Source organism: Naasia lichenicola (genome assembly GCF_004801885.1).
GTDB classification, from domain to species: domain Bacteria; phylum Actinomycetota; class Actinomycetes; order Actinomycetales; family Microbacteriaceae; genus Naasia; species Naasia lichenicola.
Window position 1 is genome coordinate 674896 of sequence record NZ_SSSM01000001.1, and the last position, 18531, is coordinate 693426.

The 18531-nt window shown below is 70.0% G+C and carries 19 protein-coding genes; 15 read left to right on the forward strand and 4 right to left on the reverse strand.

What is annotated here, in order from left to right:
- Positions 1 to 21 precede the first annotated feature (21 nt).
- The 7 genes from E6C64_RS03160 (at position 22) to E6C64_RS03190 (ending at position 5248) form a co-directional block, all read left to right on the forward strand.
- Complete coding sequence (locus tag E6C64_RS03160; protein WP_136426146.1) at positions 22 to 951, forward strand: ABC transporter ATP-binding protein; 930 nt, start codon at positions 22 to 24, stop codon at positions 949 to 951.
- Entirely contained in the window at positions 948 to 2567 is a 1620-nt protein-coding gene (locus E6C64_RS03165; RefSeq protein WP_136426147.1) for an ABC transporter permease, read from the forward strand. The genes E6C64_RS03160 and E6C64_RS03165 overlap by 4 nt, the downstream gene beginning before the upstream one ends.
- Before the next feature lie 91 nt (positions 2568 to 2658).
- Positions 2659 to 3069, forward strand: a complete 411-nt coding sequence (locus E6C64_RS03170) for a DUF2834 domain-containing protein (protein ID WP_136426148.1) — start codon at positions 2659 to 2661, stop codon at positions 3067 to 3069.
- Between the two features lie 81 nt (positions 3070 to 3150).
- Positions 3151 to 3417, forward strand: a complete 267-nt coding sequence (locus tag E6C64_RS03175; protein WP_136426149.1) for a GlsB/YeaQ/YmgE family stress response membrane protein — start codon at positions 3151 to 3153, stop codon at positions 3415 to 3417.
- A gap of 72 nt (positions 3418 to 3489) precedes the next feature.
- Positions 3490 to 3888: a ChaB family protein gene (locus E6C64_RS03180; protein ID WP_136426150.1), complete on the forward strand. Its 399-nt coding sequence runs from the start codon at positions 3490 to 3492 to the stop codon at positions 3886 to 3888.
- Positions 3889 to 3927: 39 nt separating this feature from the next.
- Complete coding sequence (locus E6C64_RS03185; RefSeq protein ID WP_136426151.1) at positions 3928 to 4932, forward strand: cation diffusion facilitator family transporter; 1005 nt, start codon at positions 3928 to 3930, stop codon at positions 4930 to 4932.
- Positions 4933 to 4975: 43 nt separating this feature from the next.
- Complete coding sequence (locus tag E6C64_RS03190) at positions 4976 to 5248, forward strand: hypothetical protein (RefSeq protein WP_233255424.1); 273 nt, start codon at positions 4976 to 4978, stop codon at positions 5246 to 5248.
- Positions 5249 to 5287: 39 nt separating this feature from the next.
- Here the strand turns inward: E6C64_RS03190 and E6C64_RS18870 are convergent, their stop codons facing one another.
- Both E6C64_RS18870 and E6C64_RS18875 read right to left on the reverse strand, forming a co-directional pair.
- Positions 5288 to 5824, reverse strand: coding sequence for a DUF1990 domain-containing protein (locus E6C64_RS18870; RefSeq protein WP_158437721.1), 537 nt, complete (start codon positions 5822 to 5824; stop codon positions 5288 to 5290).
- Positions 5821 to 6477, reverse strand: coding sequence for a hypothetical protein (locus E6C64_RS18875; protein WP_158437722.1), 657 nt, complete (start codon positions 6475 to 6477; stop codon positions 5821 to 5823). Before E6C64_RS18875 ends, E6C64_RS18870 begins: the two co-directional genes overlap by 4 nt.
- Positions 6478 to 7394: 917 nt before the next feature.
- Between E6C64_RS18875 and E6C64_RS03200 the strand changes: the two genes are divergently transcribed.
- The 8 genes from E6C64_RS03200 to E6C64_RS03235 all read left to right on the forward strand — a co-directional run bounded on the left by E6C64_RS03200 (position 7395) and on the right by E6C64_RS03235 (position 17010).
- Positions 7395 to 7769 carry a GIY-YIG nuclease family protein gene (locus E6C64_RS03200; RefSeq protein ID WP_136426153.1) on the forward strand — a complete coding sequence of 125 codons (375 nt, stop codon included), beginning with the start codon at positions 7395 to 7397 and terminating at the stop codon, positions 7767 to 7769.
- 152 nt (positions 7770 to 7921) lie between these two features.
- Positions 7922 to 10504, forward strand: a complete 2583-nt coding sequence (locus E6C64_RS03205; protein WP_199240939.1) for a carboxylate--amine ligase/circularly permuted type 2 ATP-grasp protein — start codon at positions 7922 to 7924, stop codon at positions 10502 to 10504.
- Between the two features lie 3 nt (positions 10505 to 10507).
- Positions 10508 to 12292 carry an N-acetylglutaminylglutamine amidotransferase gene (locus tag E6C64_RS03210; RefSeq protein ID WP_136426154.1) on the forward strand — a complete coding sequence of 595 codons (1785 nt, stop codon included), beginning with the start codon at positions 10508 to 10510 and terminating at the stop codon, positions 12290 to 12292.
- Between the two features lie 92 nt (positions 12293 to 12384).
- On the forward strand, positions 12385 to 14460 hold the full coding sequence (locus E6C64_RS03215) for a S9 family peptidase (protein ID WP_136426155.1): 2076 nt from the start codon (positions 12385 to 12387) through the stop codon (positions 14458 to 14460).
- A gap of 51 nt (positions 14461 to 14511) precedes the next feature.
- On the forward strand, positions 14512 to 14736 hold the full coding sequence (locus tag E6C64_RS03220; RefSeq protein ID WP_136426156.1) for a hypothetical protein: 225 nt from the start codon (positions 14512 to 14514) through the stop codon (positions 14734 to 14736).
- Positions 14737 to 14799: 63 nt separating this feature from the next.
- Entirely contained in the window at positions 14800 to 15294 is a 495-nt protein-coding gene (locus tag E6C64_RS03225) for a nucleoside deaminase (RefSeq protein WP_136426157.1), read from the forward strand.
- A gap of 133 nt (positions 15295 to 15427) precedes the next feature.
- The gene (locus E6C64_RS03230; RefSeq protein ID WP_233255425.1) at positions 15428 to 16300 is read left to right on the forward strand and encodes a GAF and ANTAR domain-containing protein; all 873 of its coding nucleotides are present in this window, start codon (positions 15428 to 15430) and stop codon (positions 16298 to 16300) included.
- Positions 16297 to 17010, forward strand: coding sequence for a GAF and ANTAR domain-containing protein (locus E6C64_RS03235; RefSeq protein WP_136426158.1), 714 nt, complete (start codon positions 16297 to 16299; stop codon positions 17008 to 17010). Before E6C64_RS03230 ends, E6C64_RS03235 begins: the two co-directional genes overlap by 4 nt.
- A 45-nt stretch (positions 17011 to 17055) precedes the next feature.
- Here E6C64_RS03235 and E6C64_RS03240 read toward each other — a convergent pair whose 3' ends face one another.
- A complete protein-coding gene (locus E6C64_RS03240) occupies positions 17056 to 17310 on the reverse strand; it encodes a hypothetical protein (protein ID WP_136426159.1) in 255 nt (84 codons plus the stop codon).
- 243 nt (positions 17311 to 17553) lie between these two features.
- A complete protein-coding gene (locus E6C64_RS03245; protein ID WP_136426160.1) occupies positions 17554 to 18447 on the reverse strand; it encodes an SDR family oxidoreductase in 894 nt (297 codons plus the stop codon).
- Between the last annotated feature and the right edge of the window lie 84 nt (positions 18448 to 18531).

Sequence of the window (18531 nt, forward strand, 5' to 3'; positions counted from 1 at the left end):
TGCAGGCGTAGATTGCGGACCATGGACGCCATCGAGGTCTTGGGGCTGGTCAAGGTCTTCGGCCGCGGCAGGTCGAGCACCCGCGCACTCGACGGCCTGGATCTGACGGTGCGGACGGGCGAGGTGCACGGGTTCCTCGGGCCGAACGGCGCGGGCAAGTCGACCACGATCCGGGTGCTGCTCGGCCAGCTGCGGTCGAGCGGCGGATCCGCCTCCGTCTTCGGCCGGAATCCATGGGACGACTCGGTCGCCATCCATCGCGACCTGGCCTATGTCCCGGGCGATGTCAGCCTGTGGCCCAATCTGAGCGGCGGGGAGATCATCGACCTGCTGACCCGGCTTCGTGGGGGAGCCGACGCCGCGCTGCGCACGCGACTGCTGGGGGACTTCCAGCTCGATCCGACGAAGAAGGCGCGCAGCTACTCGAAGGGCAACCGCCAGAAGGTCGCCCTCATCGCCGCCTTCGCCCGACGCGCGGAGCTGTACGTCTTCGATGAGCCGACGAGCGGCCTCGACCCCGTGATGGAGTCCGTCTTCCGCGCCGAGGTGGAGCGGGTCACGCGGGATGGCGCGACGGTGCTGCTGTCCAGTCACATCCTCAGCGAGGTCGAGCAGCTCTGCGAGCGGGTCACGATCATCCGGGCGGGCCGCACGGTGGAGAGCGGCACGCTCGCCTCGCTGCGCCACCTGACCCGCACGAGCTTCCATGTCGGCACGGCTGCGGCGGCCGACGACATCGCGCGCCTGCCTGGGGTGCACGACCTCGCCACCGAGGCGGGCCAGCTCGTCTTCGACGTCGACACCGACTCGATGACCGGTGTGCTGGCTGCGCTCACCGCGGCGGGCATCACCAGTCTCACCGTGACCCCACCGTCACTCGAAGAGCTCTTCCTCCGGCACTACGGCGATCCGAAGCCGGATGCCCCCGCCGTTCCCGTGGACGCCCGATGATCCAGCTGCTGGCACTGCGGATCCGCCGCGACCGCGTGATCCTGCCGATCTGGATCTTCGGGATCGCACTCCTGCTCACGGCGAGCGCCGCATCGGTCAGCACGACTTTCGGCGATGAAGCCGGGCGGAGGCAGATCCTGCAGCTGGCTCTCGCCACCCCGGCACTGATCGCGCTGCGCGGAGTGCCGAACGGGGTGGAGCTCGGCTCGGCGGTCTACTTCCAGGTCTACGCGTTCCTCGCCGTGGCGGTGGGACTGATGAACACTTTTCTGGCGACAAGGCACGGTCGTGCCGAGGAGGAGCGGGGCCAGAGGGAGCTGATCACGGCTGCGCCCGTTCGTCGGATGACGCCGATACTCAGCACGATCATCCTGGGGGTCGGTGCGAACCTTCTCCTGGGCGTGCTGTCGACGGCCGGCTTCGCCGCCGCCGGGCTGCCCCTCGGCGGCTCTCTCGTCGGTGCTGCGGCGCTCGTCGCCGCGGGTCTCGCCTTCCTCGGCGTCGGCCTGCTGGCGAGCGAGCTCACCGCCAGCTCGCGTGCCGCGAACAGCCTGGGCGCCACCCTCGTGCTCATCGCCTACGCCCTCCGCGGGGCGGGCGATGCGCTCGGCACGCCCGACCTGGACCGCCTCACGCTCTCGGCTGCCTGGCCGAGCTGGCTGTCACCGATCGGCTGGGGCGAGCAGGCCTTCGCGTTCACCGCAGACGACCTGCGTCCGCTGACCCTGTCGCTGGCGCTGGCCGTGCTGACCGGCGGCGCAGCGCTTGTGATCGCCGCACGCCGCGACCTCGGCGCCAGCCTCCTGCCCGAGCGCCGGAGGCCCGCCTCCGCCGGACGGCTGCTCGGGTCGACGCTGGGCCTCGCCTGGCGCCTGCAGTGGCCATCGCTGCTCGGCTGGACGGTCGGAGCCGCGGTGCTCGGCGCGGTCAGCGGCGCCCTGGCGAACTCCGTCGGCTCGGCGACCTTCGAGAACTCGGCGATCAACGACGTGCTGCAGAGCCTCGCCCATACGAGTCGGGACGATGTCGTTACGGCGTTCATCGCCGCCATCATGAGCCTCGTCGGCATCCTCGCGGCCGCGGCCGGGCTGCAGGCCATGCTCCGGCTGCGCGATGAGGAGACCGGCGGCCGGGCGGAGCTCCTGCTCAGCGGTCCACCCCGGCGCGGCGGCTGGCTGCTCGCATCCGCCGGCGTCGCCACCGCCTCCACGACGGTCGTGATCGTCGTCACCGGCCTGACCGCATGGGCGGCGTTCCTTGCAATGCGGGAGCCGGGCCTCGGCGCGCAGTCGATCGGTCAGGCGCTCGTCGAGCTGCCGATGGCCATGGTCTTCGTCAGCATCGGGGCAGTCGCGCTCGCGGTGCTGCCGCGGATCTCGATCGCGGCGACCTGGGCGCTCTTCGCGATCGGAGTGGTCATCGGACTCTTCGGCGATCTCCTTCAGCTGCCGGACGCGGCGCTGGAGGCCAGCCCGATCAGACACGTGCCGACAGTCCCGTTCCCGGCCGACGACCTGGGCGGTGCATGGGCCGACATCGGCGTGCTCACCGCGATCGCGGCCGCCCTGATCGCCGTGGCGACTTGGGCAGTCCAGCGTCGAGACCTCACCGCCTGAATCGTCCGGTTCGAACCGAGACCTCGGTGCGCACAGTGCTGCGGACACGGCTGCGGACACTGCTGCGGACATCGTTGAGGGACACTGGGGCATGTCGAACAGCTGGAAGCAGCACTGGAGTCCCGCAGCCGTCGTCTTCCTGGTCCTCAGCATCATCGGGCTCGTCGGCACTTGGAGCTTCAACGCGCTCGCCATCGTGCAGATGCGCGACTTCGTCGGCGACTGGGTGAACAGCGGACCATCGGTGTCATCGCTGACGGTCGATCTGCTCGTGGCGGCTGTCGCGGGCAGCGCGTTCATCGTCCTCGAAGCGCGCCGGCTGGGCATGCGTCACGCCTGGCTGTACATCGTCCTGTCCGGCGTGACCGCGTTCGCCTGCATGTTCCCGCTGTTCCTCGCGATGCGTCAGCGGCGGATCACCGCTCTCGCCGCACCGGGGCATGGCGAGGCGGCGCAAGGCGTGGCGGCCCAAGGCGTGGCGGCGCTGAGCGATCCGGAATGAATGCCAGGCTCGGGGGAGACCACCCGAGCGCGCAGCTGTCGGCGACGATCGCGCCGGCGCGCTCCTGACGAACGGAACACCATGGGCTTCTTCGGCTTCCTCATCCTCGGCCTGCTGGCCGGCGCCATCGCCAAGCTGATCATCCCGGGCAGGCAGGCCGGAGGGTGGTTCGTCACCCTCATCCTCGGCGTGCTCGGCGCCTTCCTCGGAGGCTGGCTCGGCGGACTGCTGTTCGATGCACCGCTCGAGGACTTCTTCTCCCTGCAGACCTGGGCCCTCGCCATCGGCGGCTCGATCATCGTCCTGCTCATCTACGGCGCGATCTTCGGCCGCAAGAGCAGCCGCTGAGCGCAGCGGAGCCGCCGCGCTTCTCAGGAAATCTCCATTGATCAGCCCTCTGACCAGGAGTTAGCTGGTCTCATGCCTGGAAAGAAGCTCCCCTCCACTATCCGCCGGTCGCCCAAGAAGGCGCAGGACACCTACTCAGAGACGCTGAAGTCCGCGGTCAAGGAGTACGGCGACGGCGAGCGCGCCCACCGCACCGCCCTCGCCTCGCTCAAGCACAGCTTCGAGAAGGTCGGCGACCACTGGGAGAAGAAGTTCCAGAAGGGCCCCTCCGACAAGAAGGCCGCCGGCGGGCGTTCGACGAAGGCGAAGTCCGCCGAGGGGGTCGACGCCAATGCGTCGAAGGACCACCTGGTGAAGGTCGCCAAGCGGCTCGGCATCAAGGGGCGCACGACCATGAAGAAGCCGCAGCTGGTGACCGCCATCAAGAAGGCGAACCGGACCACCTCGGCGAAGTCGCTCCGCAAGAAGTGATCCGCAAGAAGTGATCCGACGAGGGGCCACACTGAGAGGGTGACGACCGCCGCCCCCTCTGCTGACGACAAGAAGTCCGCGGGTGGCGAGTCCACCCTCACCGTTTTGATCGCGCTCGCCGCCAACGCGCTGATCGCGGTCGCCAAGACCGTCGCGGCGATGATCACCGGCTCCGCGTCGATGGTCGCCGAATCGGCGCACTCCTGGGCGGACACCGGCAACGAGGTGTTCCTCTTCATCGCCGGGAAGCGCGCGGTGCGTCCGTCGGATGAGCGGCATCCGCTCGGCTTCGGGCGCGACGCCTATGTCTGGTCGCTCTTCGCGGCGTTCGGGCTGTTCACCGTCGGCTCGATCGTCTCGATCATGCACGGCATCCAGGAGCTCGTCGACGAGGAGCCGGCGAGCGACTTCGCGGTCTCGTACATCGTGCTCGGCATCGCCTTCGTCCTGGAGGGTGTCTCCTTCCTCCAGGCTCTTCGGCAGGTCCGATCTGGCGCGACCGACACCGACTCCGAGGTGCTCGACTTCGTGCTCAACACCTCGGATCCCACGGTCCGTGCGGTCTTCTTCGAGGACGCCGCCGCCCTGATCGGCCTCGTGATCGCGTTCGTCGGCATCCTGCTCCACCAGCTCACGGGCTCCGGTGTGCCGGACGCAGTCGCGTCGATCCTCGTGGGCCTGCTGCTCGCGGTCATCGCGATCGTGCTCATCCGCCAGAACCAGCGGTTCATCGTGGGCGAGGCCGTGGACCCGCGCGTCCGCAACGCCGCGCTCACTCGGCTCCTGGACATGGAGGAGATCGTCCTCGTCAGCTACCTGCACATCGAGTACGTCGGGCCGAGCAGGGTCTTCGTCGTCGCGGCGATCGACCTGGCGGGCAATGACGACGAGGTCCATGTCGCCGTCCGGCTGAACGCGCTAGAAGAGCGGCTGCAGGAGAGCCACAGGATCGTCCGCGCCGTGCTCACCCTCGCCGCGCCGGGCGCCGCCGCGCTGCTGCCCACCGGGCCGGTCTCGGCGTCGTCCGCACGCATCGCCGGCTGACGCCGAGGGGAATGCGACAGCGGTGCCGTCCTACCGGGTCATCATGGCGATCGGCCGCCTCGCACCGGGAGTGCGCCCCGACGAGCTGGAGCCGCGAGCAGCGGACGCGGCAGCGCTTCTGACGACGCTGGAAGCCTCGAGCGTCAACCTGGTCGGCGGGCAGGCGCGGATCACTGTCCGATTCTCGGCGGACGAGGACGATCTCGCACGGCAGATCGGCGAGCACGTCGCGGCCAGCACGGCGGCGAGCGCCGAGGTGACGGAGTGGTGGATCACCAAGGGCCCAGGTTCGCGCTGGAAGCGACTGCCGTCCTGAGCCCCAGGTGCGTCGAACTCCGCGACGGCGATTCTCCAGCTAGCGCCTCAGCGCGCGGAGATAGCGATCGGTGAAGATCCGCTGCACGATGCGGAGGGCTGGATCGACGAGCTTCCAGAACAGGTTCGACGGCTGGGAGAAGGCCCTGATCACGACCCACACCGAGTCGTCGGCGCGGCGCTCGACGAGGAACGCCTCCTCTCCGGCTTCCGAGTGGCCGGGCAGGGTGCCGTAGGCGAAGCCGGCCAGGTGCGGCTCGTCCACGGTCCAGACGACCACGGCAGGGAAGCGGAAGGCCAGGCGTCCGACGCCGAACCGGAGCTGGATGAGGTCGCCGTCCTGCAGCGGAATACGCGGTGCGCCGAGCGGACCTCGCAGGCGAATGCCGGCCCGTGTCTGCAGCGCCCAGGCGAAGACCTGCCGCCTCGCCTCATCCCAATCCGCCTGCCCCGAGCCGACGCGCGCGGTGCGCGCGATCGACCGGTACCCGGGGATCGAGCTGCTCTCGAAGTCGGCGGATCGGGTCGCTCCGACGGGGGAGTAGGACAGGGGCCGTCGAGGGTAGGGGGTCCTCACGCCGCGGGCTCCGAAGCGCGTGGCCGCTCGGCGAGCACGAGCAGCGCCCAGCCGACGGCGAAGGCGAGCATGGTGAGTCCACCGCGCGGCCAGTAGATGTGGCTGTCTACGAACGAGATCGCGGCCAGCACGACGAGCACGCCGCCGAGCACGCCGAGCAGCCGCGCGCGCGTGGATCGGGCGCGGAAGAGCACGACGCTGGCCGCAATCATCGCCGCGAGCAGCAGCGCGATGGTTCCGGGCGTCGCGAGAGCATCGGCAAGGTCGTAGAGCACGCCCTTGCCCGAGCCCCCGTTGTCGAGCTGCAGTCCGCCCGCACCGATCCCCGCCAGCACATCGAGGGCGGTGTAGCCGGCGGCGAAGACGTAGCCGAGCAGGCCGGTCACCACGGCGAGGACGGGAGAGTGCGTCCGCGCGATCCACCACGGGGCGAGCGCGAGCAGCGGGAAGAGCGGGAGAGTCACGACGTGCAGTCCGCGCCACTGCATCGCGCTGTCGTCCGTCAGGTACATCGGATGGGTGAGGCCGATGAGTGACAGCGACAGCCCGGGCAGGATGGCGATGACGAGGGAGACGATGAGCTGGCGCCGAGTCGCCGCGAGCGCCGGTCGGATGCGGCGGTCGGCGTCGTGGACTGCGGCATCTGAGCTCATGGCTCCATCTTCGACTGCTCTTGCCGTCCTGATAGCCCGCCGGGGCAGAGTATCTCCCGTGAGCCCGCGGGGCCGCAGGTACTTCCCCAGGTGAGCGAGGCGTCGGGTCCCGCTCACCGGCCCCGCTCCTCCCGTCGGGAGCTCACCGGAGGATCGGGTCCGCGACGCTCGTCATCGAGCGCCGCGGAACCTCCGAACCTCGGTCCCAGGTGGCCGTGCCGGCCTCGAGATGACGAGGTGCTTTCCTGCACACCCGGTGGCTGAGCCGGGCGCACAGCGCCCGCGCCGAAGCCCACCCACCGCTTTGCCCGTGCAACCGGGCTTCGATACGGCCCTGCCTCCGGCGGGGGCACTACTCAGCCACCGAAGAAGTGCGTACTCCGGCAGCCGGGCGCACAGCGCCCGTGTCGAAGCCCACCCACCGCTTCACCCGTGCAACCGGGCTTCGATACGGCCCTGCCTCCGGCGGGGGCACTACTCAGCCACCGAAGAAGCACGCACGCCCGCGCGCCCCGGTGGCTGAGCCGGGCGCACAGCGCCCGCGTCGAAGCCCACCCACCGCTTCACCCGTGCAACCGGGCTTCGATACGGCCCTGCCTCCGGCGGGGGCACTACTCAGCCACCGGAGAAGCAAGTACTCCCGCAGCCGGGCGCACAGCGCCCGTGTCGAAGCCCACCCACCGATCTCCCCGTGCAACCGGGCTTCGATACGGCCCTGCCTCCGGCGGGGGCACTACTCAGCCACCGAAGGAGCAAGTACTCCCACACGCCCCGGTGGCTGAGCCGGGCGCACAGCGCCCGTGTCGAAGCCCAGCCGACCAAGACCGCCGGCGCTCACACCTGCGCGTACGACGAAGTTGTCCACCGATCCGGATTCCGGCACCCCGCAGCTCTGGTCGTCGAGCACACTCGGCCCCATGGCTTGGACCCACATCCTCGAGTGCTCCGACGGCAGCTACCACGTCGGCAGCACCCGCGATCTCGACCAGCGCCTTTTCGATCATGAACGCGGCCTCGGCGCCGCCTACACGAAGACCCGCCCGCCCGTCACACTCGTCGCATCCTTCGAATCGGACAATGTCGAAGAGGCGTATCTGTTCGAGAAGCAGGTACAGGGATGGTCTCGGGCGAAGAAGAAGGCGATCATCGACGGTCGCTTCGATGGCCTCCCTGCGCAGAGCCGGAAGGGCTACCGCCCGTCGGTGCAGGACCCGGGCTCAGCCAATCCGAACGGGCGCGGCCAGGCGCCATGGGAGATGCGCCGCGGTCGACCGCACTGGTTGGAAGACTGAGGCGACCCTCGGCGGAGGGCTTCGACACGGGCGCTTCGCGCCCGGCTCAGGTACCGAGGCGGGTTGGCGGCATTTGTGTGGGGTTTGTTACGACCGCGTGAAGAGAACGGCCCAGCCGCGGAGCGCCCAGGGGGCGCACCTAGGGTTGAAATGTGAGCGCGGAACTGACCCTCGGTGCGGAAGAAGAGCTCCACCTCATCGACCTCGAGAGCTGGAAGCTCTCCGCGCGGGCACCTCAGCTGCTCGCCAAGCTGCCTCCCGAGTCGTACGGCGCGGAGCTGCAGCGCACCACGGTCGAGACCAATACCGAGGTCGTCCGCAGCCTCGACGCGCTCCGCGGCGAGCTGCTCCGCCTGCGCAAAGGCGTGGTGGACGTGGCCGAACCCGTCGGCCTCGGCGTCGCAGCGGTGGGAACGGCCCCGCGGTCGGTCTTCGCGGACTTCGAGCTGACCAGTACGGGCCGCTTCGGCCGGATGCAGGAGCAGTACCGACTCCTGGTGGATGAGCAGCTCATCTGTGGGCTGCAGATCCACGTCGGAGTCGCCGACCGTGAGGTCGCCGTGCAGATCGCCCAGCGGGTGGAGCGCGAACTCCCGGTGCTGCTCGCGCTCTCCACCAGCTCGCCGTACTGGAACGGCAGCGACACCGGCTACGCCAGCATCCGCAGCCTGATCTGGCAGCGCTGGCCGAGCGCCGGCGCGACCGGGCCGCTCGCCTCCGCGGCCGCCTACGACGAGCTTCTCTCCGACCTGATCGGGACCGGCGTCATCGCCGACTCGAAGATGGCCTACTTCGACATCCGACCGTCGTCCCATGCGCCGACCCTCGAACTGCGCGTCTGCGACGCCTGCCCCATCGTCGACGACGCGATCCTCATCGCCGGAGTCTTCCGTGCGGCGGTACGCGCGGCGGAGCTCGACATCGAGGCAGGTCGGCCCTATCTGCCGCTGCCCGCGCCGATCCATCGGGCGGCCATGTGGCAGGCGGCCCGCAGCGGGCTTCGCGGCAAGCTGCTCGACGCCTCGGATCACCCGAAACCCATGGTCGCCGCCGAGGCCGTGCAGGCGACCCTCGACCGCCTCCGCCCGCAGCTCGAGGAGCTGGGGGACTGGGAGGAGGTCTCCGAGCTCGCCGGGGCCGTGCTCGCACGCGGCTCGTCGGCCGACCGGCAGAGGGCGATCTTCGCGGAGCGCGGCGAACTCGACGACGTCGTCGAGCACGTCGTCCGCGAGACCCACGGGCCCGCCTCGGGCCCGCCTCCCGCCATCCCGGCCCTCACGCGCTATGCCGTCCGCGCCGGAGACGAGGCGGTCGGCCCCGGCGCGCAGCCGCGCCCCGCCTACCAGGACCTCGTCGCCTACTGGCGGCAGCTCGGCTACAGCGGCATCGAGCAGAAGCAGCGCGAGCGCGACCGCTGGATCGACGAGCACGGCATGACGTTCACCGTGCACGGCGAGGAGCTGCGCTTCCCCGTCGACCTGATGCCCCGCGTGATCAGCGCATACGAGTGGAACGAGCTGTCAGCCGGCCTCACCCAGCGCGCGCGGGCGATCGAGGCGTTCCTGCAGGACGTCTACGGCGAGCGCCGAGCGGTCCGAGACGGCATCGTGCCCGAGAATCAGGTGGTCGGCGGCACAGGGTGGCGCGAAGAGGCGACCCGACTCCCGAGCGGCGCGGTTCGAGCTCCGATCATGGGCTTCGACCTGATCCGCAACGAGTTCGGCGGCTGGCGCGTGCTCGAGGACAACGTCCGCACACCGAGCGGCTTCGCCTTCGCCACGGCGACCCGGCACCTGATGGACGCGGTCCTGCCCGATCTGCCGCGGCCCGCCGGGCTGATCGACCCCGACCTGGCCGTCTTGTCGCTTCGAGAGACGCTCGTCGCGCACGCCGACCGCACAGGAGGCAGCGACAGCAGCTCCGAGCCGGTGGTCGCACTCTTCTCCGACGGCGTCGGCACGCCCGCCTGGTTCGAGCATCGGACGCTGGCCAACACCGCCGACCTGCTGCTGGTCGGCCCCGACGATCTGCTCGCCGACGGCGGAGTGGTGCGGCATGCGGGGACGCGCGAGCGGATCCACGTGCTCTACCTGCGGCTGGACGGCGAGCTCGTCGACATCGGCACGAAGAGCGGGATGCGGATCGGCGAGGCCATCATGGACGTCGCCGCGGCGGGGGGAGTCGTGCTCGCGAACGCGCCCGGCAACGGCGTCGCCGATGACAAGGCCATGTACTGCTACGTGCCCGAGCTGATCGGCTACTACCTCGACGAGCGGCCGCTGATCGAATCGGTGCCGACGTACCGCACGAGCGACGCGGCCGAGCGCCGCGGAGTGCTGGAGAGAGTCGGGGAGCTGGTCACCAAGCCCGTGGACGGCTACGGCGGTCGCGGGGTGCTGATCGGCCCCGCCGCGACGGCGGCGACCGTCGCGGCCCGCCGTGCGGAGATCGCCGACCATCCCGAGAACTGGATCGCGCAGGAGGTGGTCACCCTGTCCTCGCTGCCGACCTTCAGCGGCCAGCTGCTCGGCCCGCGCCACGTCGACCTGCGCGCGTTCGTCTTCCTCACCGGAACGGGGGAGGGGCAGGCTCAGCTGGCTCCGCTCGCACTCACCCGCGTCGCTCCGGAAGGCAGCCTCGTCGTCAACTCCTCCCAGGGCGGCGGAGCCAAGGACACCTGGATCCTCTCCGACGTTGCGCAGCACGCCGACACCACGAACCCGGACGGAGCCTGAGCCATGTGCGGACTCGCTGGAGAGCTGCGCTTCGACGGACGATCCGTCGACGCCGGCGACATCGCGCGGATGAGCGCCTGCATGGTGCACCGCGGCCCCGACGGCGACGGCATCTGGACCCATGGGCCGGTCGGTCTCGGCCACCGCCGTCTGTCGATCATCGACCTCAGCGCGGCAGGATCGCAGCCGATGATCGACGCCCCGCTCGGCCTCAGCGTCGTGTTCAACGGCTGCATCTACAACTACGAGCAGCTGCGCACCGAGCTGCAGGCCAAGGGCCACACCTTCTTCTCGCACTCCGACACCGAGGTGATCGGCAAGGCCTACGCCGAGTGGGGGACCGACTGCGTCGATCACTTCATCGGCATGTTCGCCTTCGTCATCGTCGAGCAGGCCAGCGGCCGGGCGATCCTCGGCCGGGATCGGCTCGGCATCAAGCCGCTCTACCTCGACGAGACCCGGGATCGGCTGCGCTTCGCGTCGACGCTGCCCGCGCTGCTCGCGGGCGGTGGCACGGACACCTCGATCGACCGCGAGGCCCTCGCGCACTACATGACCTTCCATTCGGTCGTGCCCGCCCCGCGGACCATCCTCAACGGGGTCAAGAAGCTGCCGCCGGCGACGGTGCGGATGATCGAGCCAGACGGCAGCAGCCGCGACCACGTGTACTGGGTGCCGGAGTTCACCCGCGACGAGTCCAAGAGCGACTGGACCTCGAGGGACTGGGAGGACGCCCTTCTCGCGAGCCTGCGGACTGCGGTCGAGCGCCGGATGGTCGCCGATGTGCCGGTCGGCGTGCTGCTGTCGGGCGGCATCGACTCGAGCCTCGTCGTGGCGCTGCTGGCCGAGCTCGGCCAGACGGACCTCAAGACCTTCAGCATCGGCTTCGACGCGGCAGGCGGGGAGTCGGGCGACGAGTTCGAGTACTCCACGCTGGTCGCCGAGCGCTTCGGCGCCGATCACCATCGGATCAAGATCGACAGCTCCCGCCTGCTTCCGGGGATCGACGGCGCGGTCGCCGCGATGAGCGAGCCGATGGTCAGTCACGACGCCGTAGCGTTCTATCTGCTCAGCGAGGATGTCGCCAAGACCGTCAAGGTCGTCCAGTCGGGTCAGGGCGCCGACGAGGTGCTGGGCGGCTACGACTGGTATCCGCCGCTCGCCGACCAGCCGCGCGCGGATGCTGTGGAGGCGTACTCGCGGGTGTTCTTCGATCGGCGATTCTCCGAGCTGCGCGGGCTCGTCTCCGCCGATTGGCTGATCGCGGACGATGCGCCGAGCGCCTTCATCCGCGAGCAGTTCGGTCGCCCGGGTGCGACGACCGCCGTCGACGCGGCGTTGCGCAACGACACCACGATCATGCTCGTCGACGACCCGGTCAAGCGCGTCGACAACATGACCATGGCCTGGGGGCTCGAGGCCCGCGTTCCGTTCCTCGACCACGAGCTCGTCGAGCTGGCCGGGCGCATTCCGCCCGAGCTGAAGCTGTCGGACGGCGGTAAGGGAGTGCTCAAGCGCGCCAGCCGCGGCATCGTGCCCGACGAGGTCATCGACAGGACGAAGGGCTACTTCCCGGTGCCCGCCATCCGTCAGCTCGAGGGCCCCTATCTCGATCGGGTCACCGCGGCGCTGACGGATCCTGCGGCGGTCGCGCGGGGCATCTTCGAGCCGGCCGCCATCGAGGCGATGCTGGCCCTGCCGAATGAGACGCGCACCAACCTCGGCTCCAACGCCCTCTGGCAGCTCGCCCTGCTGGAGATGTGGCTGCAGGCCAACGACATCCGCTGATCCGCGGCCCCTGCCGTCGCCGATCGCCTGACGCCCACCAGCAGACGCCGATCGCCGGCTCGGGCCCACATCACGAAGGAGGACACCCACCCATGGCTGTGACCCTGACGACGACTCCCGCCGCACCGACCCTGACGGGCCAGGTGCAGGCAGCCACCGAAGCGAACGACATCGAGGCGAACGGCACCGATATTCGTGCCGGCGGGCCGCACGGAAATGCAGCCCCGCACGCGCGCGCCTCCGCGCTCGGCGCGACCCTAGCCGCCGCCTGGGGCAGCTGGGGCCCCACCATGACTCCGGACGCACGCCGGGTGGCGTTCATCAGCGACCGCACGGGAGTGCCGCAGCTCTGGGTGCAGGAGCTGGATCACATCCACGAGCGCGACGAATCGGCCGCCGACCAGGCGGGAGAGCCGCTGCAGGCTCGGATGATCGAGCTCAACGGCGATCCGGTGATCAACGTCTCCTGGTCGGCCGACAGCCGCTGGCTCGCCTGCACCGTCGCGACCGACGGCGGCGTGCGCACCCAGGTCTGGGTCGTGCACCCCGATGGCACCGAGGCACGGCGGATCGCCGGTGACCAGCACGAGCACGCCGAGCTCGGCCCGTGGGCTCGCAGCGGCCATCGGGTGGTCGTCACCTTCCCGCCGACGGAGCATGCGCCGACCGCGCGCTCCTTCCTCGCCGACCCCGCCACGGGACGGCTGGATCCGCTCGCAGCGGGGGAGCTCATCCACGTGCTCGACCTCTCGCTCGAGGAGCGCTTCATCGTCGTCTGCGACGGCGAGCGGGGCCAGCAGTTCTGCTCCGTCGTCGACCGGCTGGCCGACGAGCACTTCCTGCTCCTTCCGCACGGCGCCACCGGGTCGACCGAGACCGCGCTGATCCGCCCGGCACCCGAGGGCGACACCAGCCCGCTCTTCGTCTACCTCGCCTCCGATGTCGGGCTCCCGCGCCGCCAGCTGATCGGGGTGCCGTTCGGCCCCAACGGCTACCGCGGCGAGCCGCGCACCTGGGCCGCCCGCGACGACGCGGAGCTCGAGGCGGTCGACGCCGACGATGCGGGTCGGCTGCTGCTGCTGGTCTGGAACGTGGCCGGGTCCAGCGAGCTCGAACTCGTAGACACCGCCACCCGGGTCCGCACGCCGGTGTCCGGCCTTCCCGGGCTGGTGGCCACCACGCCCGTGCTCAGCCGCGACGGCCGATCCGTCCTGCTCGGCGTCGAAGGCCCGAAGCGTCCGCGCGAGCTGTGGCTGCTCGACACCGCGAGCCAGGAATGGACGCCCGTCACGCATGTCGCCCCGCTGCCGGAGGACGAGCTCGTCGTGCCGACCCTCGAGCGGTTCAGCGGACGGGACGGCCTGGAGCTCACCGGATGGCTCTACCGTGCCGCCGGCTCCGAGGGCGAGGAGCCGGGTGCGGGAATCCTCAGCCTGCACGGTGGCCCCGAGTCTCAGGAGCGGCCGGTCTTCGCACCGCAGCATCAGGCGATCGCGGCCGCGGGAATAACGGTGTTCGCCCCCAACATCCGGGGCTCTTCGGGCTTCGGCCGCGACTTCGTGCATGCCGACGACGTCGACCTCCGTCAGCACGCCTTCGACGATGTGCTCGCCGCGCGCGAGTTCCTCGTCGAGGAGGGCATCGCCGCGGAGGATCGGATCGCTGTCACGGGCCGCTCCTACGGCGGCTACCTGACGCTGGCGTCGCTGGCCTTCTTCCCCGGCGAGTTCGCGGCGGGCATCGACATCTGCGGGATGTCCGACCTCGTCACCTTCTACCGGGATACGGAGCCGTGGATCGCGGCGGCCGCCGTGTCGAAGTACGGGCACCCCGAGCGCGACCGCGCCCTCCTGGAGCGCATCTCGCCGATGTCGCAGGTCGACGCGATCGACGTGCCTCTGCTCGTCGCGCACGGGCAGTACGACACGAACGTGCCGATCGGCGAGGCGCACCAGATCGTCGCCGCCCTCGAGGAGCGCGGCCGGCCGGTCGAATACCTCGAGCTCGCCGGCGAGGGCCACGAGTACCGGCGCGCAGAGAGCAGAGCGCTGCTCATCGGCTCCATGGTGCGCTTCCTCAGCACGCACCTCGTCGCCGACCCCGACCCCGCGAGCGGATCCGCGACGTCCGTGGACGTCATGGCGGGCGGGGATGGATCCGGTGGCTGAGAGAACCGACCGTGCTGTAGCGCGTCGCCGACCCGAGCGGGACAATCGGCCATGACCGATTTCCCCCGGACCGCCACCGGAGAGCGCGCCCAGGTGCACAGCGATCCTCGGCTGCAGGCGGTGCTGACCGAGCTCCGCGAGGACATCCAGTTCGGCCGCGTCGACACCGACGTCTCGGAGGTGCTGCAGGAGCGGCTGCTCGCCCTCGACATCTTCCTCGACGATGACGAGATCGAGGCGCTCGCCGCCGAGGTGGAGAGCCACGCGAGCCGCTGAGCATCCCGCTCGCTGAGCCGGCCCGCCGCTGAGCCCATCGGTGAGGTGCTGTTCAATGGACGCATGGCTCCCACCGACCCGAACGTGACCGAATCCGATCTGACGTTCCTGAGGGCCGCCATCGCGCTGTCGGGGAGCGCCGTCGCGAACGGCAACCATCCCTTCGGGGCGGTGCTGGTGGATGCGACGGGCACGCAGGTGCTCGACGCCGAGAACACCGTGAACACCCTGTCCGATGCGACCGGGCACGCCGAGACCAACCTCGTCCGCACGGCCAGCCAGCGGTTCACCGCGGAAGAGCTGCGCGGCAGCACCCTCTACACGAGCTGCGAGCCCTGCGCGATGTGCTCGGGCGCGATCTACTGGGCGGGCATCGGCCGCATGGTCTACGCCATGTCGGAGGAGGAGCTCTACGAGATCACCGGTTCGCACCCCGACAATCCGACCCTGCTGCTGCCCAGCCGGGAGGTGTTCGCGCGGGGGAGCCGAGCCGTGGAGGTGGCGGGCCCGTCCATCGCCCACGAGGCGCGTGTGCACCACGAGGACTTCTGGCACTGACGCCCCGCCCAGCGGCTCGGCGTCAGGACAGCGGCTCGGAAGGGGGCGGCATGCGCACCTCCGGCGGACGGTCGAACTGGCGGCGGGGGCGCGAGTGGATATCCTGAAGCGATGAGGTGCACACGGAGTCTCGGTGCCTGACCGGTTCGCGGCCGCCGCCAAGGCGATCGCCGCAATAGCAGATGACAGCGTCGGTCTGGCCGCTCCGCTCCTCGACGCCATTCCCGTCACAGGCGCATCGGTGTCCACCATCGGCTCGCTGCTCGGCACGCGGACCCTCGATGCCAGCGATCGCCGTGCCGCCCGGATCGACGAGCTGCAGTTCGATCTCGGCGAGGGTCCCTGCTGGGATGCGATCCAATCCGCTCGTCCGATCCTCGAGCCCGACCTGCTGGGGCGGCCAGTGCGGCATTGGCCGGCCTTCCTCGGCGCCATGCAGCGCGAGCCCGTCGCCGCCCTCTTCGCCTTTCCGCTGATGGTCGGTCCGCTCCGCTTCGGCGCGATCGACCTCTACCGCGACGCTGCCGGCGAGCTGGCCCGGGAGGACGCCGCCCGAGCCGAGCAGCTCGCGGCTGTCGTCAGCCGCCACGTTCTCCGTCGCGCCATCCGCACGGCCGGGATCGCAGAACCCGCTGAGGGCGACCGGTTCTCACGGCGCATCGTGCACCAGGCGACCGGTTTCGTCATCGCGCAGCTCGGCGTCTCGGCAGAGGATGCGGAGCTGCTGATCCAGGGCCAGGCATTCTCCGAGAACCGCCCGATGACCGAGGTGGCCACCGACATCGTGGAGCGCCGCACCGTGTTCTCCATGGATTCCGGCTTCATCGAGGATCGCTCCACGGATGCGCCCCCCGCCGGCTCACGCGGGGAATCCGCGCGCGCCCAGTCTCCCTCCGCCGAGCCGGCCGAGTCGGAGGTCCCCCGCGCGGATCCGTCCGCCGACGGCTCCACCGGCAACGATCGTCTGGGCGACGACGGATCCGATGTGGCGGAGGACCCCGCGTGACGGAGGTCTCCCGCGAGGCGATCCTGCTGGACGCCCTCGCGACGCTCGCCGACACCCTCGTGGTCGGCTACGACGTCGTGGATCTCGTCCAGATGCTCGTCGAGACATCGACCTCGCTGTTCGACGTCGATGACGCCGGACTGCTCCTCGCCGACGACGGGGGAGAGCTCGACCTGCTCGCGTCGACCAGTGAGGCGGGGGCTCTCATCGAGACCATCGCCCTCAGCGCCGAGTCCGGTCCCTGCATCGAGAGCTTCCGGACCGGCAAGATCGTCGCGGTGCCCGACCTCCGCACAGACGCCGACGCGTGGGGTGAGTTCCGAATCGCGTCCATCGACGCAGGCTTCCTCTCGACCATCGCGGTGCCTCTGCGGCTTCGGGACGAGGTGATCGGCTCCCTCAACTTCTTCCGTCGCGAGCCAGGCGAGCTCAACAGGCGTGACCTGCGTGCGGCGCAGGCGATGGCAGATATGGCCGCCATCGGCATCCTGCACGAGCGCAGTCTGCGTGAGGGGGACGCGGTGCGGCAGCAGCTGCAGTACGCCCTCGACTCGCGGGTGGTGATCGAGCAGGCGAAGGGCGTGCTCGCACACACCCACGATCTGGGAATGGACGACGCGTTCGCGACTCTGCGGCGCTACGCCCGATCGAACCGGCTCACCCTGCGCGAGGTCGCCCAGGGACTCGTGGACCGCACGCTCATCTTCTGATCCGATCCAGGCCACCGCGCGAACAGGGCGGCCGGCGCGACGACCTCAGAGGTCGAAGAGGTTCTCGAGATCTCTGATGACGTGGTCGGGTCCGTCGAGGTCCAGTGCTTCGGCGGGAGACAGGTGGCGCAGGTCCGCGGTCTCCTGCTCCAGCATCGACGTCCAGTCGTCCTCATCGACCCGCTGCATCGCCGGCTCGATCGACTCGCAGACGAGCGGCACGGTGGGGCCGAGCAGGATCGACACTCTGCCGCGGCGACCGTCCTCGCGACGGATGGGGACGTCGAGAGTCTCGAACATGCCCCGTTCCGAGAGCCTCCGAGAGTATTCCAGCACCGCGAGCGCCACCCGCTCCGCGGTGACGAAGGAGAACCCTGCGCCGACATGAATGCGATCCACCACAACCCCGTTCTGATCCCGCTTACCGATGGGCGAGCCCGGGGTCTGGGGGCGTCTCTTTAACGATAACTCCGACGAAACGGCAGGGCTAGTGCACAGCGGATCGAGTTGATAGAGGGAGCTCATCCTCAGGATCCCGGACTCTCACGGCGTATAGAAGCCTGCCTCGATGTCACCGAACAGGCTCGGTCCGTTCGGCTTCCAGCCGAGCAGCCGCTGAGTCTGGGAACTCGATGCCACCAGGTCTCCGCCCAAGAATCGGCTCATCCAGCCGAAGTGGGCTTCGGCATCCTGTGCGGGGATCGATCGAGTGGGCACGCCGAGCGCGCGGCCGAGCGCCTCGGCGATCTCGCGAGTGGGAATACCCTCCTCCGCTACGCCGTGCATGGCTGTTCCTGGGCGAGCCGACTCGAGGGCGAGGGCGTTCATGCGTCCGATGTCGTCCCGCGCGGCGGCAGCCCACCGATTCGAGCCGTCGCCGATGTAGCCCGCGACCCCCGTCTCCCGGGCGATGCCGGCCAGCGTAGCCATGAAGCCGTGATCGCCTTCACCATGCACCGTCGGTGCGAAGCGCAGGCTGACCGTGCGGACACCACGTTCGGCGTAGTCGAGGGCGAGGTTCTCACTGCCGCCACGAGGAGATTCGGGTCCGCGGGCGGGGGAGCGGTCCTGCTCCGTGGCCGCGCGCCCCCGGGTCAGACCCGCGATGCCGGATGCGAGCAGGAAGGGTCGGTCCGACCCCTCCAAGGCCTCGAGCATGGCGGTGACGGCGGCATGCTCCGCGCGGCCAGATGCCGCATAGTCGGAGAAGTCGTGCATGAAGGCGAGGTGGAGAACGCCGTCCGACTCCGCGGCCGCCTTCGCCAGACCGTGCGTGTCATCGAGGCTGCCGCGGATCGGCTCGACCCCGGCGGCGCGGAGCGCACTCGCCGACGAATCGCTGCGTGCGAGTCCGGTCACCGTGTGGCCGGCGGCCTGCAGATGGGGAACGGTCGCAGCGCCTACCCAGCCAGATGCTCCGGTGACGAATACGCGCATGTTCGTGTCCTCTCGCAGTGCCGGGATGCTCCCGACCTCTCTCATCCATGTCAGAAGATGACATCACGCTATCACCCCATGTCA

Coding starts and splice junctions, on each gene's coding strand:
- E6C64_RS03160 (WP_136426146.1), top strand. CDS start 22: ATGGACGCCATCGAGGTCTTGGGGCTGGTCAAGGTCTTCGGCCGCGGC.
- E6C64_RS03165 (WP_136426147.1), top strand. CDS start 948: ATGATCCAGCTGCTGGCACTGCGGATCCGCCGCGACCGCGTGATCCTG.
- E6C64_RS03170 (WP_136426148.1), top strand. CDS start 2,659: ATGTCGAACAGCTGGAAGCAGCACTGGAGTCCCGCAGCCGTCGTCTTC.
- E6C64_RS03175 (WP_136426149.1), top strand. CDS start 3,151: ATGGGCTTCTTCGGCTTCCTCATCCTCGGCCTGCTGGCCGGCGCCATC.
- E6C64_RS03180 (WP_136426150.1), top strand. CDS start 3,490: ATGCCTGGAAAGAAGCTCCCCTCCACTATCCGCCGGTCGCCCAAGAAG.
- E6C64_RS03190 (WP_233255424.1), top strand. CDS start 4,976: ATGGCGATCGGCCGCCTCGCACCGGGAGTGCGCCCCGACGAGCTGGAG.
- E6C64_RS18875 (WP_158437722.1), bottom strand. CDS start 6,477: ATGAGCTCAGATGCCGCAGTCCACGACGCCGACCGCCGCATCCGACCG.
- E6C64_RS03200 (WP_136426153.1), top strand. CDS start 7,395: ATGGCTTGGACCCACATCCTCGAGTGCTCCGACGGCAGCTACCACGTC.
- E6C64_RS03210 (WP_136426154.1), top strand. CDS start 10,508: ATGTGCGGACTCGCTGGAGAGCTGCGCTTCGACGGACGATCCGTCGAC.
- E6C64_RS03215 (WP_136426155.1), top strand. CDS start 12,385: ATGGCTGTGACCCTGACGACGACTCCCGCCGCACCGACCCTGACGGGC.
- E6C64_RS03220 (WP_136426156.1), top strand. CDS start 14,512: ATGACCGATTTCCCCCGGACCGCCACCGGAGAGCGCGCCCAGGTGCAC.
- E6C64_RS03225 (WP_136426157.1), top strand. CDS start 14,800: ATGGCTCCCACCGACCCGAACGTGACCGAATCCGATCTGACGTTCCTG.
- E6C64_RS03240 (WP_136426159.1), bottom strand. CDS start 17,310: ATGTTCGAGACTCTCGACGTCCCCATCCGTCGCGAGGACGGTCGCCGC.
- E6C64_RS03245 (WP_136426160.1), bottom strand. CDS start 18,447: ATGCGCGTATTCGTCACCGGAGCATCTGGCTGGGTAGGCGCTGCGACC.